This is a genomic window from Achromobacter spanius, assembly GCF_003994415.1.
Classification (GTDB): Bacteria; Pseudomonadota; Gammaproteobacteria; order Burkholderiales; family Burkholderiaceae_B; genus Achromobacter; species Achromobacter spanius_C.
The window spans coordinates 399,789-419,845 of record NZ_CP034689.1 but is presented as its reverse complement, the minus strand read 5'-3'; the positions used below and the strand labels follow the sequence as shown (position 1 = coordinate 419,845).

The window sequence follows — 20,057 nt, the reverse complement described above, 5'->3', positions numbered from 1 at the left end:
TCAATGATGCGTGGCGATCCAGTCGCGATAGGCGGGGTTCTTGTCCAGGGTGGCGAAACAAAAGCCTTTCTGCTGCAGGCCGACAATCAGGGGCTCAAGCACGGCGGGCGCCCAGGGATCTTTGCGCGACCAGATGCCCAGGTGCGCCAGCAGGATGTCGCCCGGCTTGATGGTGCGCAGGGCTTGGTCCAGCAGCTTTGCGTTGGGGAATTTGTCGCTGGGCAGCTCATCGCCCAGGAAACCGGCGGGCGACCAACCCACGTGTTCGTAGCCACATGCCTTCGCGGCCTTGAGCAAAGCGGGCGAGGTCTTGCCGCCGGGCGCGCGGTACAGCGGCAGCAGGGTGGCGCCCGTCATCTGATGGAAGCGGGTGGCGGAACGCTTGATCTCGGCGCAGTACTGTTCGGCCGACATTTCAGCGCGCTTGCCGGTGTTGGGGCCGGCGCTGGGCTTCACGCGGAAATTGCCGCCGGGCAGGTCGCCCTGCCAGTAAACGTGGTCGTAGGTGTGGGAGGCAAACGCATGGCCTTCCGCCACGCGCGCCTTCCACCAGGGCGCCCACACGTCGTCCAGGCTTGCGCCGTCGGTCTTGGTGCGTTCGTTGGCCAGGAAGAAGGTGACCTTCACATGATGGCGCGCCAGCACGTCGGCGATCAGCGGCGCCACGCCCATGTGGCCGGTGTCGAAGGTCAGGTAGACCGGCTTGTCGCAGGTCGTCGGCGCCGCGGCATGCGCCATCGGAACGGCGAATGCCAGCGCGGCGGCCAGCAAGCTCTTAACGGGTTGGTGCATGGTTAAGCGTCCATACGCCGTGCGGCGATTTTCCTACCGGCACTTGCTGCACCACCTTTTTCTGCTCCAGGTCCACCACGGTCAGCTTGCGTGCCCAGCGCGACGTGACCAGCAGCGTCTTGCCGTCAGCCAGCACATCCATGCAGTCCGGCCCGCCCGGCACGGGGAAGGTGTCGGTGACGGTCAGCGTCAGCATATCGATGCGGCTGATGGAGTTGGCCGTGCGGTTGCTGACGAACAAGTGGTGCTTGTCACCCTGCGCGCGAAAAGCGTGCGCGCCGGCCCCGGTGGGGATGCGCTTGACCAGCTTGGCGGGGCCGTGGCTGACGTCATAGGCTTCCACGAAGGAATCGCCCGTCAAGGCCACCAGCAGGGTTTTCTGGTCGGGCGTCAGGAACACGTCGGCCGGCGTCTTGCCCACCGACACGGTCCACTTCGGCGTCTGCGTGGCCAGGTCGATGGCGATCAGCTGGTCGCTGTCCTGCAGGGTGACGTAAGCCGTGGTGCTGTTCTTGTCGATCATGATGTGGCTGGGCGTCTTGCCCGCCTGCACGCGCTTGACCAGCTTCAGTTCCGCGCCCACATGCTGCGGCTGCCAGGCATAGATGTCGATATGGTCCAGCCGGTTGGCGGCGGTGACGAACCACTTCATGTCCGGCGAAAACTGCAACTGATAGGGGTCGACGATATCTGTCAGGGTGCGCTGCACCTGGCCCGTTTTCGGATCCATCATGGTGATGGTGTTGCCGGTTGCGTTGGCCACCATCAGCGACTTTTCGTCGGGCGTCAGGTACAGGTGGTGCGGTTCTTTGCCGGTGGGCACGCGCCGCAGTTCCTTGTAGGAAACCGGGTCGACGATGCTGACGTTGGCGTCCAGTGAATTCAGGACAAAAATCGGGGCGGATGCCGCCGCTGCGCTAAGCGCCATCCCTACGCCGGCCAAGGCGTAGCGGACAAAATGCAAGGGGTTCAATTTCAAGGTCCGGCGAAGAAGGATCGGGCACCGATCCCAGTGCTCGACATTTTATGCACACGCACCTTTCAAAAGAGCATCAGGCAGGGGCGGGGGTGCATTCGCTTGCGCCTGTTGCGACTCAGCAACAACCCCGACAGACGACGCCCTGAACGCGCCAAGAACCTATTGGGTGCCAGCGGGCTGCGCGTCGGCATCGACCCAGGTGTCAGCGTCCAGGTCGCGGTCGCGCAGCGCTGGCGCTCGGGTGGCGGACGCGGGGCCAAGGTCGGCCTCGCGCACGCCGCCCTGCGGGCCGATGACGAAGGTGCCGATGCCCGTCCGCCCGTATCGCGCGGGCCATGCCACGATGCGGTACGGCGAGTCTTCGCCGGCCAATTTCCCGCCCGGCAGGATTTTGTAGCGATAGCCGTAATAGGCATCGGCCACCGGCACCTCCGGGCCCATGACCAGCGCGTCCGGGCCCAAGACTTGCGGCGGGGCGCCTGGCACTTCCGGCCAGTACAGGCCGTCCATGGCGCCGGGGCGGCTGACCAGGCGACTGGCGTAGCGGCCTTGCCCCACGCCCTGCTGGTAGCGGGCCTGGGCGGCCTGAAGCTGTTGCAGCGTTTCGATGGCGGTCAGTTCGTTACGGCCGATCGCGCGGCGCTGAAGTTCGGCCTTGCCCGCCACGGGGTCGAAGCGCCAGCCCTTGCCCGCGCTCACGATGGGCACGGGCAGCGTCCAGCCGGAATCGCCCACGGCCAGCCAGGAACGGCCGCCGTCGGTGACGACCTCGTGCTTCTTGGCCCAGGCCGCCAGGAAGCGGTAGATGTCGTCTTGCGCCACACCGCCCGGCACCAGTTGATTGTGGTTCGGCCCCAGCACCTTTGCCATGGCAACGGAATCGCTGGTGGCCAGGGCGTCGCCGAAAGCATCGGCCGCCGCCTGCGGGGTGGGATACAGACTTTGCGCCGCCGCTGGCGCGGTCAGCCCCAGCACCAGCAACGTCGCGGCGCCCATCGCACGTGCACGAACCCAGGCATTCGTCATGAAAGCTCCCTTATCCATGGTGCTACCTCCGGCCGCCGGAACGGCCACCGCCTGCGTGTCCGCCGCCGCCGCGAGGGGCGCCACCACCGCTGCGGCTCATGTCGCTTCGTTGGCTTTGCTGGCGCATGCGGTCGCCGTTGCCGGAATCGCGCAGCGCGTTATTGCTGTTGGCGGTGCGGGCGCGGTCGCGGGCCGCGGCTTCATCCGCCCGCTGGCGCTGGGCCGCCGCCTGTTGGTTTTGCGTGGAAACGCTTGAAGAGCGCGGGCTGGGGGTGCCGGTCTGCGTGCTGCGCGCCCCTTGGCCCTCTTGCCGTCCTGCCGCGCCCTGGCCATTACGGCCCGCCGCCCCCTGGCCACTACGGTCAGCGGCGCCCTGACCACGTCCTGCGCCAGATTGTGAATGGCCCGCAATGGGCTCCCCGGTACGTCCCTCGAACGACTGTGCCGCGCGATCGCGCGCAGCGTCGCGTGAATTCGGCGCGGGTGCAGCGCCGGCAACACGGCCGCCCTGTGCGCCCTGCCCTTGCCCCTGCCGCTGGCCCGCTTGCCGGTTTTGCAGGCCCGCCTGGCGTTCGCTATCGAAGCGCTGACGGTTGGCCTGGTCCGCATAAGGCGTGTTGCCACGGTTCTGCGGGTTGTGCTTCCAGGACACATTATTGTTGCGGGCGTTATCGATGCGCTGATTGACGTTGATGTTGTTGTACCGGTTGACGTCGATGTCGACGTCGTTGCTGCCCCAGTTAAACCCGCCCCACATCGAGTTCACCGCCGCCACGCCCAAGCCAAAACCGATGCCCGACACCAGCGCGGTCGCAAAGACAGACCCGGGCGGCGGCGGATAGTAGTACGGCGGATAGGAAGGATAGGCCCACGCCCCGTAGACCACGGTGGGGTTGTAACTGGGCACGTAAACCACCTGCGGATCAGCCGGCTCGATCACGACCACCGTCTTGTCGTTGGTGGTGTTGGTGGTGACCGTCTGCTGCGGCGTGCTTTTCAGGTTGCCGGCCTTTTGCGCCTGCGTGCGCAAGCGCTGGACTGAATCCATCACGGCGTCCGGCTGCGCCAGGAAGGCATCGCCCACGGACTTCACCCAGTCAGGCTGGCGGCCCATCATGTCCATGACGGACGGGAACGCCACCAATGATTTCACGCTGGGGTCCCAGGCCTCGCCTTCCACCGCCTTGACCGCCTGGTCACCTGATTCGGACGTATGCGCGGCCGACCATTTGGCAGCCGCGGCGACGTCGTCGGGGTAGGTAGCCCCCATGAGGATCTGCGACAGCAAGGAATCGGGGTACAGCGCCACCGGCGCCATCAACTGATCCAATTGCCCGTTGTCCAGCTTGGTTTGCGCCGCCGCGGGCAGGCACACCGCCAGCCCCAGGCACAAACAAGCGATTAACCACCGCTGCAGTCGACGCATGAACCGTTCTCCGTGAAGCAACGCATGAAGCTGAAAGCCACGAGGGAACTGCCGGATAACGCGCTGTCAATATATGCCTATCACTCTGTCATGGGAAGGCCCGGCGCCGCGCGCCTCGTCCGTTTGCGGGACTGGATTGCCAGCAGGGCCAGGCCTATACTGATTTCGCCGTTGCTCGACATTCCTTTTCCTAAAGGAGAGGCAACATGTACAGGCACTTGCTCATCGCCGTGGATGGCTCCCTGCTGTCCGAATCGGCATTCAAGCGCGCCCTCATTTTCGCCAAGGAAATGGGCGCAACCATCACGCTCATCCGCGCCATTCCGGAGGACCATCTACTGGTTCACCAGGCCGAAATGCTGGGCACCACGCAAACGCATCACACCGATCAGGCACGCAAGAACGCGGAAAACTACCTGAATGGTCTTGAAATGGAAGCCCGCCACGCGCTGGTGCCGTGCAACTGTGTCGTGCTGGTCAACGACCACCCGCACGAGGCCATTGTGGAAACCGCAAAGGGCCAGGGCTGCGACCTGATCATCATGGGGTCGCACGGGCGCCATGGCATGACGGGCTTTCTGCTGGGTAGCGAAACCCAGCGCGTGCTGGCCAAGACGCGGCTGCCCGTGCTGGTGTTCCGCTAGCGCGCGGGGTGGCGTGGCCTGACGCGGCCCGACCTGACGCGGCGCGACCGCGCTTCCAGGCCAGACGCCATTGCCTTCAGACCGCCGGCTCCAGCGCGTGCTGGAAGGTGAAGCTGTCGGCGTAGATATGCTCCAGGCTGGCGCCGCGCGCGGCCAGCACGTGCTTGGCGTCTTGGATCATGGCAGGCGCCCCGCACAGGTAGATGGCGTGTTCGGACAGGTCGTCGTGGTCTTCGGCAACGGCGTCCTGCACGTAACCCCGCCGGCCCTGCCAGCTTGCGTCGGCGCGCGACAACACCGGCACGAAATTGAATTCGTACAAGCGCCCCGCCCAGCCCGCGATTTCATCTTGCAGATACAGGTCCGCCTGCGTGCGCATACCCCAATACAGGGTCACGGGCGGGCAGTCTTCCTGGTCCAGCAAGGATTCCAGAATGGCCTTGATGGGCGCGATGCCGGTGCCCGTGGCCACCATGATGAGCGGGCGCCAGTCTTCCTCGTGGTAGCTGAACACACCCAAGGGCGCTTCAATCGTCAGGGCCGCGCCAGCTTGCGCCTGGCCCAGCCATTGGTCCGTGTAACGGCCCCCGGGAATGCGGCGCACATGGAAGTCGACCAGCCCCTCCGACGACGCCGACGCCATGGAAAAACTGCGCGTTTCGCCATCGGGCAGCAGCACGTTCATGTACTGCCCCGGCACATAGTCCAGCCCGCCGTCGGGCAGCGCCAGCGTCAGGTGGATGATGTCGTCCGTGTAGGCTTCAATGCGGTGCACGGTGGCGGGCAGTTGGCGCGGCTCGGGAAACACCTGGCGGCTGCTAGGCACGCTGATGCATAGATCGCTTTCTGCCCGCGCCTGACACGCCAGCGCGTAGCCCTCGGCGGCTTCCTCCGGCGTCAAGGCCATCGGAAATTCGTCATAGCGCACCGCGCCGGATTCCAGCTTGATGCGGCAGGTGCCGCAGCCGCCGAACGTGCATTCGTGCGGCAGCTTCACCGCCGCGCGTTCGGCGGCGTCCAACAGGGATTCGTCGGCGCCGGCAACAAAGGTCTCGCCGGTCTGCAGGAGGTGCACGCGGTATGCCATGACGGGCCTCGCTTATTTCTTGATGTCCGCCTGCACCAGCACTTTCATGCCGCGCGGCTCCAGCAATTCGGCCAAGGCCGCCAACGCGGCCAGGCCCGCCTGCGTATCCTGTTCGCCGTTGCCGCCACTCAGGCCCACGCCGCCAATCACCTCGTCGTTCACCACGATGGGAAAGCCGCCCACGAACACGGCGAACTTGCCGTCAAAGCTCCATTGGATCCCGAAGGCTTCGTTGCCCGGCAGCGCGGGGCCATTGGGCGGTGTGTTGAACAGGTGCGTCGAACGCTTGTGGCCGGCGGCGGTAAAAGCCTTGTTCCAGGCGATCTGCGGGCCGGTGATGCGGGCGCCATCCATGCGCTCCAGCGCGATGGGATAGCCGCCGTCGTCCACGATGCAAATGGATTCCAGCACGCCGATTTCTTCAGACTTGGCCATGGCGGCGCGCACCATCACGCGCGCTTCTTCCAGTTCCAGACGGTAGATCTGCTTCATATTCGTAGCCTCTTCAGAGATTGGTCGCGCGCGCTCAGCCCGCGCGGTAGATGGTTTTGATCTGGGTGTAGAACTCCAGGCCCACGCGGCCGGATTCCCGGAACGTGGACGTGCTGGAATGCTTCAAGCCGCCAAAGGGCGCGTTGATCAGGTTGCCGGTGGTGGTGCGGTTGATCTTCACCGTGCCCGCCTGGATGTCCCGCGCAAAGCGGTGGGCGTAACGCGCGTCGGTGGTGGCGATGGCGGCGGACAGGCCGTATTCGGTGTCGTTCGCCTTGGCGATGGCGTCGTCGTAGCCGTCGACTTCAATCAGCGCAATCACCGGCCCGAAGATCTCTTCGCGCGCGATACGCATTTGCTGGGTCACGTCGGTGAACAGCGCGGGCGTGACGTAGTAGCCGCCATCAAAGCCCGCGCCGGTCAGTTGCTCGCCGCCACACAGGTGCGTGGCCTCTTCCTTGCCGATTGCCACGTAGCTCAGCACGTTGTCCAGTTGCTTGCGCGTGGCCAGCGGACCCAGATCGAAGTTGCCGTTCAAGCCATTGCCGATGGTCAGCGCCTTGACGCGCGTCAGCAGCTTGTCGGTGAACGCCTGGCGCACCTTGGCGTCGACCAGCACGCGGCTGGTGCCCGTGCAGGCCTGGCCGCTAAGCGAAAAGCCGCCCTTCACCGCCAGGTCCACGGCGCGGTCCAGGTCGGCGTCGGCCAGCACGATCAGCGGGTTCTTGCCGCCCAATTCCATCTGCGTGCGCGTCGTCAGGCCCGCGCTGCGGTGGATCTGTTCGCCCGCGGCGGTGGAGCCCGTGAACGAGATGGCGCGCACGGCCGGCGCGCTGGTAATGGCGGCGCCCACCGCCGCTGCGGGGCCGATCACCAGATTCAGCACGCCCGCCGGCAGGCCGGCCTGCACAAAGGCTTCGGTCAGGCGGTAGCCGGATAGCGGCGCGTCGGAAGACGGCTTGAACACCACCGTGTTGCCGGCGATGAGCGCGGGCGCGATCTTGCGGGCCGGGATCGAAATGGGGAAGTTCCAGGGCGAGATCACGGCGGCCACGCCCAGCGGTTCGCGCTGGCTGTAGACGACCATGTCCGGGTCATCGTTGACGAAGGTTTCGCCCGTAAAGCTCTGGCCTTCGACGGCGTAGAAACGGATCGTCTGCGCTGAACGCAGCACTTCGTCCTTGGCCAGGTTCAGGCCCTTGCCCTCTTCGCGCGTCAGTTCGCGGGCGAATTGGTCCGCATGGTCTTCCAGGTACTGCGCCGCGCGGAACAGGATGGCTGCGCGCTTCGAGATTGGCGTGTCGCGCCAGCCGGCGAAGGCGGCATCGGCGGCCTGTACCGCGCGCCGCGCATCGTCGGCGTCCGATACCGGGAAGTTGCCCACGATGTCGCTGGTATCCGCCGGGTTGATATTGGGGGCCGTGCGGCCGGAGGCGCTGGGCACCCAGGCACCGCCGATATGGTTCATGAAGGTTTGCTGCGAAAGATCGTCCACGGAAGCGCTTCCTTTGCCGGTACGGGAGTGGCCCGAATTGGGTCGCCTGAGATAGCTTATGAACATTGTATACTTTAATCTCTACGCGACGATACGTGGAAACCCCAGGCAGCGGCGTGAAAAAGGGACCCGTAGGCCCCTTTTGACAGCTTGAATGGCGTGATCAGAGCTAGGTCAGCGCCAGATCAGCACCGCGCAGATGGTGGATACCGACAGCGCCAGCACCACCGGCAGCAGCAGGGCCCGAACCAATGACAGCACGTTCACGCGGGCGAAGCCGGCCACCGCAATCAAGGACGACCACGCGATCAACGTGCCGCCCCCGTCCACACCGCGCCCATCTGACCTACCGCGGCCAAAGTGGCCGGGTCCACGCCCACCACCGGACCCAACGCGCCAGACAGGGTGCCCGTGAGCGGTAGCCCGGCGAAGCCGGAGCCATCGATGCCGGTAATCATGCCCACCAGCAAGACGCCGAACGCGACCAGGAAGTGGTTTTCGGGTATCAGGTGCTGCCCGGCCGAGATGGCTTCGAACAACAGTCCAGGGGCCTGCGCCTGCGGCACGCCCAGGATCTGCGCCGCGGTTTCATTGGCGCCGATGAAGAAGAAGCCGGCAATCGGCAGGACCGATCCCATGGCCTTGAAGGCGAACACAAAGCCGTCGGTGACGTGCTCGGGGCACACGTCCAGCATCTTGCGCGGGCCTTCGGCGGCCAGCGTCACCAGCATCATCACCACGAAGGCAACGCCGCCCACCAGCGCCGCCGCGTCGCCGCCGCGCAGCGCGGGCAACGTCGGGAACAGCCGGGGCAGCACCATCACGCCGATCACGGCCAGGAAGGCCAGCGGCGTCACGACGGCAAAGGTCTTGGACCAGCGCACGCGGCGGCGTTCTTCATCGCTGACGCTGGGGCCGCTGGGCAAGGCCGGGTCGGCGCCCATGGTGCCGCGGGCCAGTTCGGCCTTGTCGAACGAGCCGGACTGCTCGATGCGCGCCAGGCTGCCGTCCTGGGCACGCGCCTGCCAGGCGTCCAACAGCCCCGCGTTGGCGGGCACGATGTGCTTGCGGATCAGCAGATAGGCCGCTGTCAGCGCCACGGCGCCCGTGATCAGCGACAACACCAGCGCACGGTCGGCCACCACGGCCGCGCTGACCGCCGCGCCCGCCGCCTTGGCGCTGATGCTGGGCGCCACGCCAATCACATAGTCCGACGACAAGGCCATGCCCTGGCCGGCAATGGCAATCGCCATGGCGCCCGCCAGGGGCGGCAGGCCAGCGGCGATGGCGGCGGGCAGCAAGATGGCGGACACCAGCGGCACGGCGGGCGTGGGCCAGAAGAACAGAGAAAGCACATAGGTACAGAGCGCGATGATGATGAACGACGAATGGCCGCCCCGCATCACGCGCCGAAACGGCTGCACCATGCGCACGTCCGCCTGCAAGGTCTTCAGGGAATTCAGCAGGGCGGTCATGAAGGTGATGACCAGGAAGATGTTGAACAATTCCTTGGCGGCCACGAAGCTGGCCGAAAAGATGCCGATCAGTGCACTGATCGGGTTGCCGGTGATGGCCAGCACCACCAGAAAGGTGCCGATTACCGATGGCACCACCACGTTGGCCCGCAAAATCATCGTCAGGATGATGGCGGCCACGCTGATCAGATACATCCAATGAGCAGCAGTGAGCACGACGTCCGCTTGCATGCGTGATTCCCCTTGTGACGTGGCTGTTAGGTCGCCACAATCGGTATACTATATTTCGTTTGCAGGCATACCAATCGAAATATGCAGTGCCTAGGGAAACCGATAATTCTGAAAATCTCATGAATACAGCCCGAATTTTAAGGGTTCACCCTAGGTCCGACAGCTGCGTCGCATTGCGGTAGAAACGCATGCCTGACTATCGTATACAACAATAGGCCTAGACCATGTCCGCCCTGTCTTTTCCCGATGTCTGGCATTACGCCGCGATGGCCGTGGTGGTGTTCGGCGCCGCCGTGGCGCAAGGCGTGGGCGGCATCGGCTTCGCGATGTTCGCGGCCCCGGTGGCGGCAATGTTCTTTCCGCAACTGGCTCCGGGCCCGCTACTGACGCTGGGCGGCTTCATTTCCCTACTGACTGCCTTGCGTGAGCGGGCCTTTATCGACTGGTCGTCCGTGTCGTATGCGCTGGCCGGCCGCGCCGTCGGCACGCTGCTGGCCATCTATGCGATGGCGCGCTTTGCGCCCCAGACCCTGGGCGTGCTGTTTGCCGGCATGATCCTCGTGGCCGTGGCCCTGAGCGTGGCGGGCTTGCGCTTTACCGCCACCCCGGGCCGGGTGTCCGGGGCCGGCGTGGCCTCCGGCATCATGGGAACGATGACGTCGGTGGGCGCGCCCCCCATCGCCATCGTGTTGCAGCACACCGCGCCGCCGCAACTGCGCGCCACGCTGGGCGTGGTGCTGTTCCTGGGTTCGATTTTCTCGCTGGCCATGCTGGCGCTGGCTAAGCGGTACACGGGCTACCACCTTGGGCTGGCGCTTAGCCTGGCGCCCTTCTTGCTGGCGGGTTTTGCGGTCTCGAACCGCTTGCGCCACCGACTGCCTCCACACGCCGTGCGCAGCGTGCTGCTGGCGGTATGCGCGCTAAGCGCCGTGGGGGTGCTGGCCAAGGCGTTCTGGGGCGCCTGAGGTTGGCGGCCTCGACGTTGGCCACCCCGCTGCCGGAAGTCCCGGGGTCCGGCGCCGCAATGCACGCTTGTCGTCGCGGCATTCGGCTACACCGGGTAATACAATGCGGACTGTATCCATTAATCCAACCCAGCTCGCCATGACCACTTCGCCCGTCAGCCCGCAAGCCGCAGAGACCCCGTCTTCCGCTCCGCTGAAGATCGGCGAGCAGCACCCGCAGTTGTTCGCCGTTATCCGCGACAAACTGCGCGAACGCATTCTCAGCGGGGAATTCACCCCCGGTGACCGTTTGGTGGAAGGCCGTTTGTCTGAAGAAATGGGCGTGTCGCGCATCCCCGTGCGCGAAGCGCTGCGCGCCTTGGCCGCCGAAGGGCTGGTCACCATCGAGCCGCGCCGTGGCGCATCCGTATCGGTGCTGTCCGACGCCATCGCCTACGACATGGTGGAAGTGCGCGCCACGCTGGAAGGCTTGAACGCCAAGCTGGCGGCTCAACGCCGCGATGCAAAAACCGTGGAACGCTTGCAGGCATTCCTGCGCGAAGGCACGGAAGCCGCGCGCGGGGAACAACTGGACAAGTTCCTGGCGTTGAATTCCCAGTTTCACGAAATGCTGGCCACCATTGCCGGCAACGTGGTGCTGACAGATTTGATGCGCTCGCTGCGTGACCGCACGGCGCTCTTGTTCGCGCCCAGCAACATGCATCGCGCCAAGGCGAACTGGGACGAACATTCGCAGATCTTGAATGCGGTGATTGCCGGCAATGGCGACCTGGCCGCCTTGTTGGCCAGCCAACACGTGCACAACGCTGCCAAAGCCTATACAGACGCTCAACAGCCGCACGGCGCGGTTGACTGATCAGTCAAAAATCAAAAGCGACAGCGCCACGGGCGTGGCGCCCGCCGAGTCAGGCGGACGACACCGGCGCGTCGGCCGCGTCTGACGCCACGCCCACCACCACGCCCTTGCCGTTCTGCACCACCCACGACACCTTCACGTCGCCGGTCACAAAAGTTTGGCAGGCCATGCGGTAGCCGGCTTCGAAGTCTTCGGGCCGCAGGTGCTTGCGTTCCTTGGGCTTGATGGCGTCCGTGTGCTCCAGCCCTTCCTCGATGCGGCATTTGCAGGTGCCGCACAGGCCGCCCCCGCACTTGAAGGGGATGCCGCCCTTTTCCTTGAGCGACACGCGCAGCAAATTGCTGTTCTCAGGCGCGGTGGCGACCTTGCCGCCGTTCGAGACGAATGTAATCTGAACCATTTTTTTCAATGCCTTGCGACGGCGGCGGCGGGGCGCAGCGTCAAGGTGGATTCCATACTGCCAAATCGAGTCAGATGGGCAAGTTCCTTGCGGGCCGCCTCCACCGACGCGAATTTCTCCAGAAACTTGGAGGGCACGCGATTGACGACGTAGGGCGGCGTTTCTTCCGTCACGATCAGGCGCGTATCGCCGTGCAGCCGCGCAATGCAGAACACGGCCAAGGCCCGCCCGTAGAACTCGTAGTCATACGTTTCAATGATGTCGACGTCGTCGCCGACCTCGGTGCGAAACACGCCAGGTTTGGACGTCAGGATTACGTACACGGCATCCATCGCGCTAGGCCTCCCCGTCCTGGACCAGCTCGATATCGTTGTTCAACCACAGTTGGCAGGCCAGCCGATAGCCTTGATCAATGCGGTCGCCCAGCTGCTTTTTCTCTTTCCAGTTAACGGGTGGCAGATGCTCGGCGCCGGCCAGCACGCGGCACGCGCACTTGGCGCACTTGCCCATGCCGCATTCGTAGCGCAGATGCGGATACGGAAACTGCTTGATGCCGGCCCGCACCACCAGATTGGTGTTGTCCTTCACCACGTCGGTGTAGGTCTGGCCGCCTTTATGAAATACAACGGTAGGCATGAGTCTGTCGTCCAGGAACCGCGGGCCGGGCGCACCGCATGCGCAGCGCTGCCCGGAAACACCCACAACAATCAGGCGGCCAGGCCGAGTTCGGGCAGCTTGATCTCGTGCTGCACGTAATCGGTGTAAAGCGCCGTGGTGTAGAGCAGCCGCATCTGGGCGCCGATTTCGCAGATCTTCAGGCAGCGCTGCTGTAGGTCGACCGTGTTCGCGTGTTCCAGCACGATCTGATAACCGCGTTCACCGTGGATCTCGTCGGACACGATGTGCAAGTCGAAGAACTCCACTTCTTCATCGGTGAAGCCGTACTTCTCGCGCAGCGTGGGCGTTTGCTTGCGATAGATGGACGGCACTTGCGATTCCAGCCCGACCACCAGGCCCGCCACCGCCACAATGGGGTCCTCGCGCATGGCCACGGCATAACACCAGCTTTGCAGTGCGCGCGTGGTGGGCGACATGTTGTCCGGGTTGGTGACCCGTTCGCGCGTCGTGCCGCAGGCTTCGGCAAAGCGGATCAGCAGGTCGGTATGGCGGTCGCCGCCAATCTCTTCTTCATACATATTGGCCAGCAGGAAATCCTTGGCCTCGGTGTAGGTGTCGGGCGTGCGGGCGTAGAGATACCCCAGGTAGTCCGCGAACGGGCCCACGTAGTGGTAGTGGTTCTCGGCCCAGCGCGACAGATGTTCGCGGCTGAGCTTGCCTTCGGCCCAGGCAATGGAAAAGGGCGACGCATTGGCGCTCTTGCCCTTGATCGCGTTTTCCAACGCGGTACGGAATTCATCTCGGTTCATCAGTTCTGCCATGACGCGCTCCAGTCCAGTAGGGAGGGATACCAGGCTGGGTTTAGCCCGGGAATGATGAACATTGTATACCGTCTACTGTTTTGGGCTGCTAGGGCAATCCCGAAGAAGCCGGGAGAAAAAGGGCCGGAACGATGTAAATCAATGGGTTGTGGCAGATGTCGCGGCAGGAGGCTGGTGGACGCCGCCGCGCGTGCTGGGTACAATGAATACATTATCAATGCAATACGGAAATACCATGAATACCCGCCACCCTCTGGGAGACGCCCCCATCGGCCAGCAACTGCTGACGCATTACGCCCGCCGCGATGCGGTGCGCCACGCCACGCCCCTGTTCCCCTCGTCCTGGGCCGAGCTGTTTGCCCCGTTCCGCAGCGCCCGTCTGCAACCGCTGCGCGCAGCAGCCCCCACGGTTCGTCGGCACGACGACGAACCGGTGTGTCAGGCAGGTTGAAGTATTGCTGACCGGGTAGCGTTGCGCCGGTCGCCGCGCCGGGGCGCAGACCCCGGACGCTGCCGCCTAGCGGCGCGCGCGCAGACTGGCCCGCATCCGCGCGTGTTGCAGGGACGCCGCGTGTTGGCGGCGTTCATTGGCGCCAGCCAGCATCAGCACCACCACAAACCCCACGGTATAGGCCAGCACGTCCCACCAGTCGGGCACGCTGCCCAGCACCACGCGCAGCACCGGCTGCTGGATTTGCAGGCCGTACAGCCGCGCCAGGTATTGGCAGAATTCAACCGCGTAGCCCGTCAACAGGGCTGCAACCGCCAACGGCAACACGCGCGCGCGGATGAACGTGCGGTACAGCAGAAAGGCCCAACCCACCGCCACCACATCACCCATGAACCCGCGCAGGAACGGATAGGGCGCGCCATACAGGGCAATCAGCGCCAACAGCGCGGTTACGGCAAGCAGGGCGGCGAACGCGCGCCCATTGAAAGTCAGGGTCATGGCAAGAAGCAGCTAAGGGTGAAAACGGACGGCGAACGGAAGGCGGGAGATATCGTCGGACACGGACGACGGACGGCGCCCATATACCCTGACGCACCGCCATGGCGACACGGGCAAGCGCGGTAGCCTTAGCGGCACGCGCGAAGCACCGGGCAGCGTACCCGAAATCTACGGGAATACCCGGAAACAGAGATCGCGTATGCGTCACCAAAAGTTATCCCGTGTTGTCCACCGGCTATCCACCGCCTATCCACCGCCTATCCACCGCCTATCCACTGGCTATCCACCCGTTTTCCACCGGCTTGCCCACATAGTTATCCACCGACGGCCCCTGCCCGGACGGCGTCTTCAGGCGTACCATTGATCACCGCGCAACGCCCCGCTTGTCTTCACGATTCCCCCGATTCCCCCCTGAACCGCGAGGCCATCGATGCTTACCTCCCTTTGGCGCAAGTGGCGGGCCGCGCGCCACGGCGGGCCGCAATTGGACGTGATACTGGCCAACGCCGATCCGGACGCGCCGCTGGCCGAGCGCAATTTATGGCTGGTGGACCTGTGCCGCTGGCTGGACCGCCCCGGCGTCCCAGCTCAAGACACGCCGCAGGCCCAGGCCGCTGCCTCTGACGCCGCGCCAAGCCCGCGCTACCCGCAGCACGCGCGCCTGCGTTACCTGCTGCAAGTGCTGGAACACACCCCCGAGCGCGCCGAGCGGGTTGCCGCCACCCTGCGTTCGCTGATGAACGACAACGACCCGACTTCGCTGCTGTGCGACACGGGCGTGGCCGCGCATCCCGGCTTCTGGAACGAGTTCTGGAACCGCGTCCAGACACGCCTGCTGCCGCCGCCCCCCACTCGTGGCGACATGTTCAACCTGTTCTCGCAGATCTTCCGCCGCCGTGGCGCGGTGGAATGGATCGAGGCGCTGGACGACGAAACGCTGGCCCGCATGTCCGCCGTGTTTCGCACCGGCTTGCGCGCGGGTGACACGCCCGAGTTCCCCGCCGCGCCCGCCGTTGAACCGTTTCCCCCACACATCGAACAAGCCCTGACCAGCAGCATCCAGGTACTGGTCAGCCAGGTGCGCGCCACCGGCCTGGGCCAGGACATTCGATCTCGCCTGCCTGGCCCGGTGCAAGACTCGCCGTTCTTTGCGCTGGCCCCCGCCGTGGCCGAACTCTGCGACCGCGCGCCCGACACGCCTGATGACGTCTTCGCACGCCGCCTGAACATGTTTCGCGCGCTGCTGGATAGCTGCCGCGTGGCCGCGCAAGGCGTCTATGACGAGCTCGCAAAAAACGGCGTGTCGGTCGACGTCGTGTTTCAGATCGAACGCATGAAGCTGCGCCTGGCGCGCATCGAACTGCTGCTGAACGTATGGGTGGACCCCACTCAGCGCCACAAATTCGTACACCTGACCACCGAGCTGATCCGGTCCACCCAGGCGCGCAACAGCATCCGCCACCTGGTGAGCTCGGCGTTCGCGCAACTGGCGCGCCGGGTGATGGAACGCACGGCCCAGACCGGCGAACACTACATCGCGCGCGACAGCGTCGAATACCTGGCGATGCTGAAGGCGGCGCTGGGCGGCGGCTTCGTCATGGTGTTCACGGTGTATTTGAAGTTCTTCATCCTGTCGCTGCACCTGGACAAGCTCCTCGAAGGGCTGTTGGCGGCGTTGAACTACGCGGGCGGCTTCCTGGTGATCCACTTTGCGCACTTCTCGCTGGCCACCAAGCAGCCCGCCATGACCGGGCCCACGCTGGCTCACCGCCTGGATGACTCCCACTCGCCGGAAGGGCGCGACGCCTTCCTGGACGACACGTTGGCCATGATCCGGTCCAATGCCGCGGCCATCGCGGGCAACCTCGCCGTGGTGTTCCCGCTGGCCTGGGCCGTACAGTGGGTGGCGGTCCACGCCCTGGAGCGGCCGCTGATCAGCGCGGACAAGGCGGAAGAAACGCTGGCGTCGTTCTCGATCTGGGGCGCAACCCCGCTCTACGCCGCCGCCACCGGCGTGCTGCTGTGGCTGTCCAGCCTGATCGCCGGTTGGGCCGACAACTGGTTCGCGCTGCACCGCGTACACGACGTCATGGCCTACAGCCGCCGAACGCGGCGCCTGTTTGGCGCGCGCGGCGCGGTGCGTTGGGCCGGCTTCTGGCAACGCAATATTTCCGGCATCGCGGCCAACGTGTCCCTGGGACTGATGCTGGGCTTGGGGCCGGCGCTGATCGGCTTGCTAGGGGCGCATGTGGAAGCGCGCCACGTGACGCTCAGCGCCGGGCAGTTGGGCACGGTGATCGGCACGTTGGGATGGGACATCGTGCGCACGCAGACGTTCTGGCTGGCCGTGGCCGGCCTGGCCGTCACGGGCCTGCTGAACGTGGCGGTCAGCTTCGCGCTGGCCTTCAATGTGGCCCTGCGTTCGCGCGACCTGCGTCGTGGCGACCGCGATTCGTTGTCGGCCGGCGTGCGCCAGCGCATCTGGCAGCGGCCCACCACGCTTTTCTGGCCGGTCAAACCCCGGCCCGCATCCAGGCAGGCCTGATGCCGCATTAGAATCAGTCCTCTTGGTGCCGGACACCCCGCCCCGCACCCCTCGCCTTCTGCCGCCTCATGCTCCCGTTCTTACGCAATACCGTTTATCCGGCAGGCGCCGGCTTGCCCGCTTCAGAACGCCTGGGCGCCTTGCTCGCCGTCATGCTGGCGGTTTGCATGGCAAGCCTGGACACGGCGATTGCCAACACGGCGCTGCCCACCATCGCGCGCGACCTGCAGGCCAGCGACGCCGGGTCGATCTGGGTCATCAGCGGCTATCAACTAGCCATGGTGGCCGGCCTGCTGCCCGCCGCCGCGCTGGGCGAAATCCTGGGGCATCGGCGCGTGTACATGGTGGGCCTGGTGGTGTTCACCTTGTCGTCGCTGGCCTGTGGCCTGGCGCCGTCCTTGCCCACGCTGGTGGTGGCGCGCATTCTGCAAGGCCTGGGCGCGGCCGGCGTGATGAGCGTGAATGGCGCCTTGCTGCGCTTTATCTATCCGTCTTCCATGCTGGGACGCGGCTTGGGGCTGAACGCGATGGTGGTGGGGCTGTCATTCGCGGCCGGCCCCACCGCCGCGTCGGCCATTCTGCTGCTGGGGTCCTGGCACTGGCTGTTCCTGATCAACGTGCCCATCGGCATCCTGGCCGCGGTGCTGGGCTTGCGCGGCCTGCCCGAAACCGCGCGCGCGCGCCATGGGTTTGATGGCATCGCCGCCGTGTTGTGCGCGTTGACGCTGGGCCTGTTCGTGCTGGGCTCCAATGAACTGGCGCATGGCGCGCCCTGGCCGCGCATCGCGCTGGAATGGGGCGGCGCCATCGCCAGCCTGTGGCTGCTGATGCGGCGCCAGGCCGGCCACCCCGCGCCCATCCTGGCCGTTGACCTGCTGCGGCGCCCTTTGTTCGCCCTGTCCGCCGCCACCGCCGTCTGCGCCTTCGCCGCCCAGGGGCTGGCCTTCGTGTCGCTGCCGTTCATGCTTCAGACCGTGCTGGGCTACAGCCAGGTACATACCGGCTTTCTGATTACGCCGTGGCCGGTGGTGGTGGCCTTCATGGCCCCGATTGCCGGCCGGCTGTCGGACCGTTATCCCGCCGGCATCCTGGGGGGAGTCGGCCTGGCCTTGCTGGCCTTGGGCATGGTGCTGCTGGCGCTGCTGCCGGCCGCCCCTTCAGCGTGGGATATCTGCTGGCGCATGGCCATCTGCGGCGCGGGCTTCGGTTTTTTTCAGTCGCCCAACCTGCGGGCCATCATGACGTCGGCGCCTGCCTCCCGCGCGGGCGGCGCCAGCGGCATGATCGGCACCGTGCGACTGCTGGGCCAGGCGTCCGGCGCGGCGCTGGTGGCCGCGTGTTTTCACGTGTCCACCACGCACGGCGCGATAACCGCCTTGTGGCTGGGCGGCTTGTGCGCCGCCTTGGCCTGCATCGCCAGCTTTTCGCGCCTGCGCTTTGATGCCTCTGAACCGATGGCATGCCCCGCGCCACGATCCATGAAATAGCATCCAAAACGCAATAATGTTGCACTATTTATCGATATATTCGTCGAACAGACCGATATATTCGTAAGTTGTGAAACAGTTGCTAAATATCCCCTGACCGGCGTCGTTGTTCGTAGTGCAGCACTCGCTGTATATCGGACGACTCGCTATGACACAGATACTGAAAAACATCACGATCCGACGCATGATTCTGTGCACCTTGCTCGCCATCAGCGCGCTGGTCACGGGCTTGTCAGCCATCAGCGTCAATGGATTACGCAGCGCCGGGGAAGCGCTTGCCACCAGCGCCGACCTGCTCCACGAGGTCTCGTCGCTATCCCGGGTCAATGACCAGATCATGCGCGCCCGCCTGCGCTTGTCGCGGCAATTGGAATATGCCGCCGAAGGCCAGGCCGCCAAGGTGGCGGAAGAAGGCCGCAGCATCGACACCGCGCTCAACGAAGCGCGCAAGCAGCAGGCCATCTTTGTTGAATTGGCCAGCAACGACGCCCCCGCCAGCATCCTGCAACCCATGCAAGCGGGTTTTGATGCGCTGGTCAACGGCGGTATCGCCGTGCAACGCCAGCACCTGGAAGCGGGCGACATCGCGCGCGCCCGCGAGCACGCCGCCACTGTGGTGGTGACGGCCAGCCGCGCCTTCGGCAAGAGCATGGAAAACTACGAAGCCTATGCAAAAGACCGCGAAACGCAAATGTGGGAAGACGCCGCCGCGAAGCGCCAGCAGGCTTATGTCGGCATGGGGCTTACGTTGGGCGTCTGTCTGTTGCTGCTGGTGCTGGGCGACCGTTACGTGGTGATATTCGTGCGGCGCCCGCTGGATATGGTTCAGGCGCATTTTCAGCGAATCGCCAGCGGCGACCTGACCACGCCCATCGCCTCGTATGGCAAGAATTGCGTGGGGCAGCTCATTCCTTATCTGCAGGAAATGCAGAACAGCCTGGTGCAAACCGTGCACGCGGTGCGCGAGGGCGTGGTCGAGATCAACGCCGGTTCAAGCGAAATCGCGGCCGGCAACCAGGACCTGTCCAGCCGCACCGAGCAGCAGGCGGCGTCGCTGGAAGAAACCGCCGCCAGCATGGAACAGTTGCTGTCCACCGTGACCAGCAACGCCGAAAATGCCCGCCAGGCCAACCAGATGGCGACCACCGCCAGCCAGGTGGTGCAGCGCGGCGGCATGGCCGTGCAGGAAGCGGTCAGCACCATGCGAGAAATCGCTCAGGACTCGGGCCGCATCGAAGACATCGTCGGCGTCATCGACGGCATTGCCTTCCAGACCAACATCCTGGCGCTGAATGCGGCGGTCGAGGCCGCGCGCGCGGGCGAAGAGGGCAAGGGCTTTGCCGTGGTGGCCGCCGAAGTGCGGTCACTGGCGCAGCGCAGCGCCGGGGCGGCGAAAGAGATCAAGCAACTGCTGTCGGCATCCAGCGCCACCGTGCAGGCCGGCTCGGCGCAAGTTGAAGCAGCCGGGCACACCATGCAGGAAATCCTGCAGACCATCGAACGCCTGACGCTGCTGGTCAATGACATTGCCACGGCGTCGCAGGAACAGGTGACGGGCATCGACCAGGTCAACACCGCCGTGAATCAGATGGACCAGGTCACGCAGCAGAACGCCGCGCTGGTAGAAGAGGCCGCGGCGGCGGCCATGTCGCTGGAAACCCAGGCGCAACGTCTGCAGGGCGCGGTCAGTACGTTCCGCCTGCCAGCGTTGATACAGGACCAACGGCAGATGGATATCGCCGCCTGACGCGAGGTGCGCACGCTGGCCT

Annotated in this window: 19 protein-coding genes and 1 pseudogene; 7 read left to right on the top strand and 13 right to left on the bottom strand. The window is 65.2% G+C overall.

Translation table 11 applies throughout. The features are described 5' to 3' along the window. The 4 genes from ELS24_RS01810 to ELS24_RS01795 form a co-directional block, all read right to left on the bottom strand. Complete coding sequence (locus ELS24_RS01810) at positions 1-792, bottom strand: polysaccharide deacetylase family protein (protein ID WP_050446816.1); 792 nt, start codon at positions 790-792, stop codon at positions 1-3. Next, positions 776-1,720, bottom strand: a complete 945-nt coding sequence (locus ELS24_RS01805) for a YncE family protein (protein ID WP_050446861.1) — start codon at positions 1,718-1,720, stop codon at positions 776-778. The genes ELS24_RS01810 and ELS24_RS01805 overlap by 17 nt, the downstream gene beginning before the upstream one ends. A gap of 210 nt (positions 1,721-1,930) precedes the next feature. Beyond that, positions 1,931-2,815: a DUF2950 family protein gene (locus ELS24_RS01800; protein ID WP_050446862.1), complete on the bottom strand. Its 885-nt coding sequence runs from the start codon at positions 2,813-2,815 to the stop codon at positions 1,931-1,933. Positions 2,816-2,819: 4 nt separating this feature from the next. After that, positions 2,820-4,223 carry a DUF3300 domain-containing protein gene (locus tag ELS24_RS01795; RefSeq protein WP_050446817.1) on the bottom strand — a complete coding sequence of 468 codons (1,404 nt, stop codon included), beginning with the start codon at positions 4,221-4,223 and terminating at the stop codon, positions 2,820-2,822. A 206-nt stretch (positions 4,224-4,429) separates the two neighbouring features. Between ELS24_RS01795 and ELS24_RS01790 the strand changes: the two genes are divergently transcribed. Next, positions 4,430-4,867: a universal stress protein gene (locus tag ELS24_RS01790; protein ID WP_050446818.1), complete on the top strand. Its 438-nt coding sequence runs from the start codon at positions 4,430-4,432 to the stop codon at positions 4,865-4,867. A 76-nt stretch (positions 4,868-4,943) separates the two neighbouring features. Here the strand turns inward: ELS24_RS01790 and ELS24_RS01785 are convergent, their stop codons facing one another. The 4 genes and pseudogenes from ELS24_RS01785 to ELS24_RS01770 form a co-directional block, all read right to left on the bottom strand. Beyond that, complete coding sequence (locus tag ELS24_RS01785; RefSeq protein ID WP_127183233.1) at positions 4,944-5,954, bottom strand: 2Fe-2S iron-sulfur cluster-binding protein; 1,011 nt, start codon at positions 5,952-5,954, stop codon at positions 4,944-4,946. A 12-nt stretch (positions 5,955-5,966) separates the two neighbouring features. Beyond that, the gene (locus ELS24_RS01780) at positions 5,967-6,446 is read right to left on the bottom strand and encodes a GlcG/HbpS family heme-binding protein (protein WP_050446820.1); all 480 of its coding nucleotides are present in this window, start codon (positions 6,444-6,446) and stop codon (positions 5,967-5,969) included. 34 nt (positions 6,447-6,480) lie between these two features. Further along, a complete protein-coding gene (locus tag ELS24_RS01775) occupies positions 6,481-7,914 on the bottom strand; it encodes an aldehyde dehydrogenase family protein (RefSeq protein ID WP_417221471.1) in 1,434 nt (477 codons plus the stop codon). Between the two features lie 201 nt (positions 7,915-8,115). Further along, positions 8,116-9,647: pseudogene (locus ELS24_RS01770) on the bottom strand (hypothetical protein). Positions 9,648-9,871: 224 nt separating this feature from the next. Between ELS24_RS01770 and ELS24_RS01765 the strand changes: the two are divergent. Together ELS24_RS01765 and ELS24_RS01760 are read left to right on the top strand one after the other, a co-directional pair. Continuing rightward, complete coding sequence (locus ELS24_RS01765) at positions 9,872-10,612, top strand: sulfite exporter TauE/SafE family protein (protein ID WP_050446822.1); 741 nt, start codon at positions 9,872-9,874, stop codon at positions 10,610-10,612. A 139-nt stretch (positions 10,613-10,751) separates the two neighbouring features. Further along, complete coding sequence (locus ELS24_RS01760) at positions 10,752-11,468, top strand: GntR family transcriptional regulator (RefSeq protein WP_050446823.1); 717 nt, start codon at positions 10,752-10,754, stop codon at positions 11,466-11,468. Between the two features lie 49 nt (positions 11,469-11,517). Here the strand turns inward: ELS24_RS01760 and ELS24_RS01755 are convergent, their stop codons facing one another. The 4 genes from ELS24_RS01755 to ELS24_RS01740 all read right to left on the bottom strand — a co-directional run bounded on the left by ELS24_RS01755 (position 11,518) and on the right by ELS24_RS01740 (position 13,307). Further along, a complete protein-coding gene (locus tag ELS24_RS01755; protein ID WP_127183231.1) occupies positions 11,518-11,877 on the bottom strand; it encodes a 2Fe-2S iron-sulfur cluster-binding protein in 360 nt (119 codons plus the stop codon). After that, positions 11,874-12,200, bottom strand: coding sequence for a ferredoxin (locus ELS24_RS01750; RefSeq protein ID WP_083447361.1), 327 nt, complete (start codon positions 12,198-12,200; stop codon positions 11,874-11,876). Before ELS24_RS01750 ends, ELS24_RS01755 begins: the two co-directional genes overlap by 4 nt. A gap of 4 nt (positions 12,201-12,204) precedes the next feature. Beyond that, positions 12,205-12,504, bottom strand: a complete 300-nt coding sequence (locus ELS24_RS01745; protein ID WP_127183230.1) for a 2Fe-2S iron-sulfur cluster-binding protein — start codon at positions 12,502-12,504, stop codon at positions 12,205-12,207. A 71-nt stretch (positions 12,505-12,575) separates the two neighbouring features. Next, complete coding sequence (locus ELS24_RS01740) at positions 12,576-13,307, bottom strand: TenA family transcriptional regulator (RefSeq protein ID WP_050446826.1); 732 nt, start codon at positions 13,305-13,307, stop codon at positions 12,576-12,578. Positions 13,308-13,542: 235 nt separating this feature from the next. On the opposite strand from ELS24_RS01740, the gene ELS24_RS01735 reads away from it, so the two are divergent. After that, positions 13,543-13,758 (top strand): hypothetical protein, encoded by a 216-nt coding sequence (locus tag ELS24_RS01735; RefSeq protein WP_083447362.1) that lies wholly within the window; start codon positions 13,543-13,545, stop codon positions 13,756-13,758. Between the two features lie 66 nt (positions 13,759-13,824). Here the strand turns inward: ELS24_RS01735 and ELS24_RS01730 are convergent, their stop codons facing one another. Further along, the gene (locus tag ELS24_RS01730; RefSeq protein ID WP_050446828.1) at positions 13,825-14,256 is read right to left on the bottom strand and encodes a DUF2809 domain-containing protein; all 432 of its coding nucleotides are present in this window, start codon (positions 14,254-14,256) and stop codon (positions 13,825-13,827) included. 430 nt (positions 14,257-14,686) lie between these two features. Here ELS24_RS01730 and ELS24_RS01725 point away from each other — a divergent pair, with 430 nt between their 5' ends. From ELS24_RS01725 to ELS24_RS01715, 3 genes are all read left to right on the top strand, one after another. Further along, positions 14,687-16,801, top strand: coding sequence for a site-specific recombinase (locus tag ELS24_RS01725; RefSeq protein WP_127183229.1), 2,115 nt, complete (start codon positions 14,687-14,689; stop codon positions 16,799-16,801). Between the two features lie 68 nt (positions 16,802-16,869). After that, positions 16,870-18,288, top strand: coding sequence for an MFS transporter (locus ELS24_RS01720; protein ID WP_050446830.1), 1,419 nt, complete (start codon positions 16,870-16,872; stop codon positions 18,286-18,288). Between the two features lie 148 nt (positions 18,289-18,436). Beyond that, positions 18,437-20,035: a methyl-accepting chemotaxis protein gene (locus ELS24_RS01715; RefSeq protein WP_127183228.1), complete on the top strand. Its 1,599-nt coding sequence runs from the start codon at positions 18,437-18,439 to the stop codon at positions 20,033-20,035. Positions 20,036-20,057: the final 22 nt, after the last annotated feature.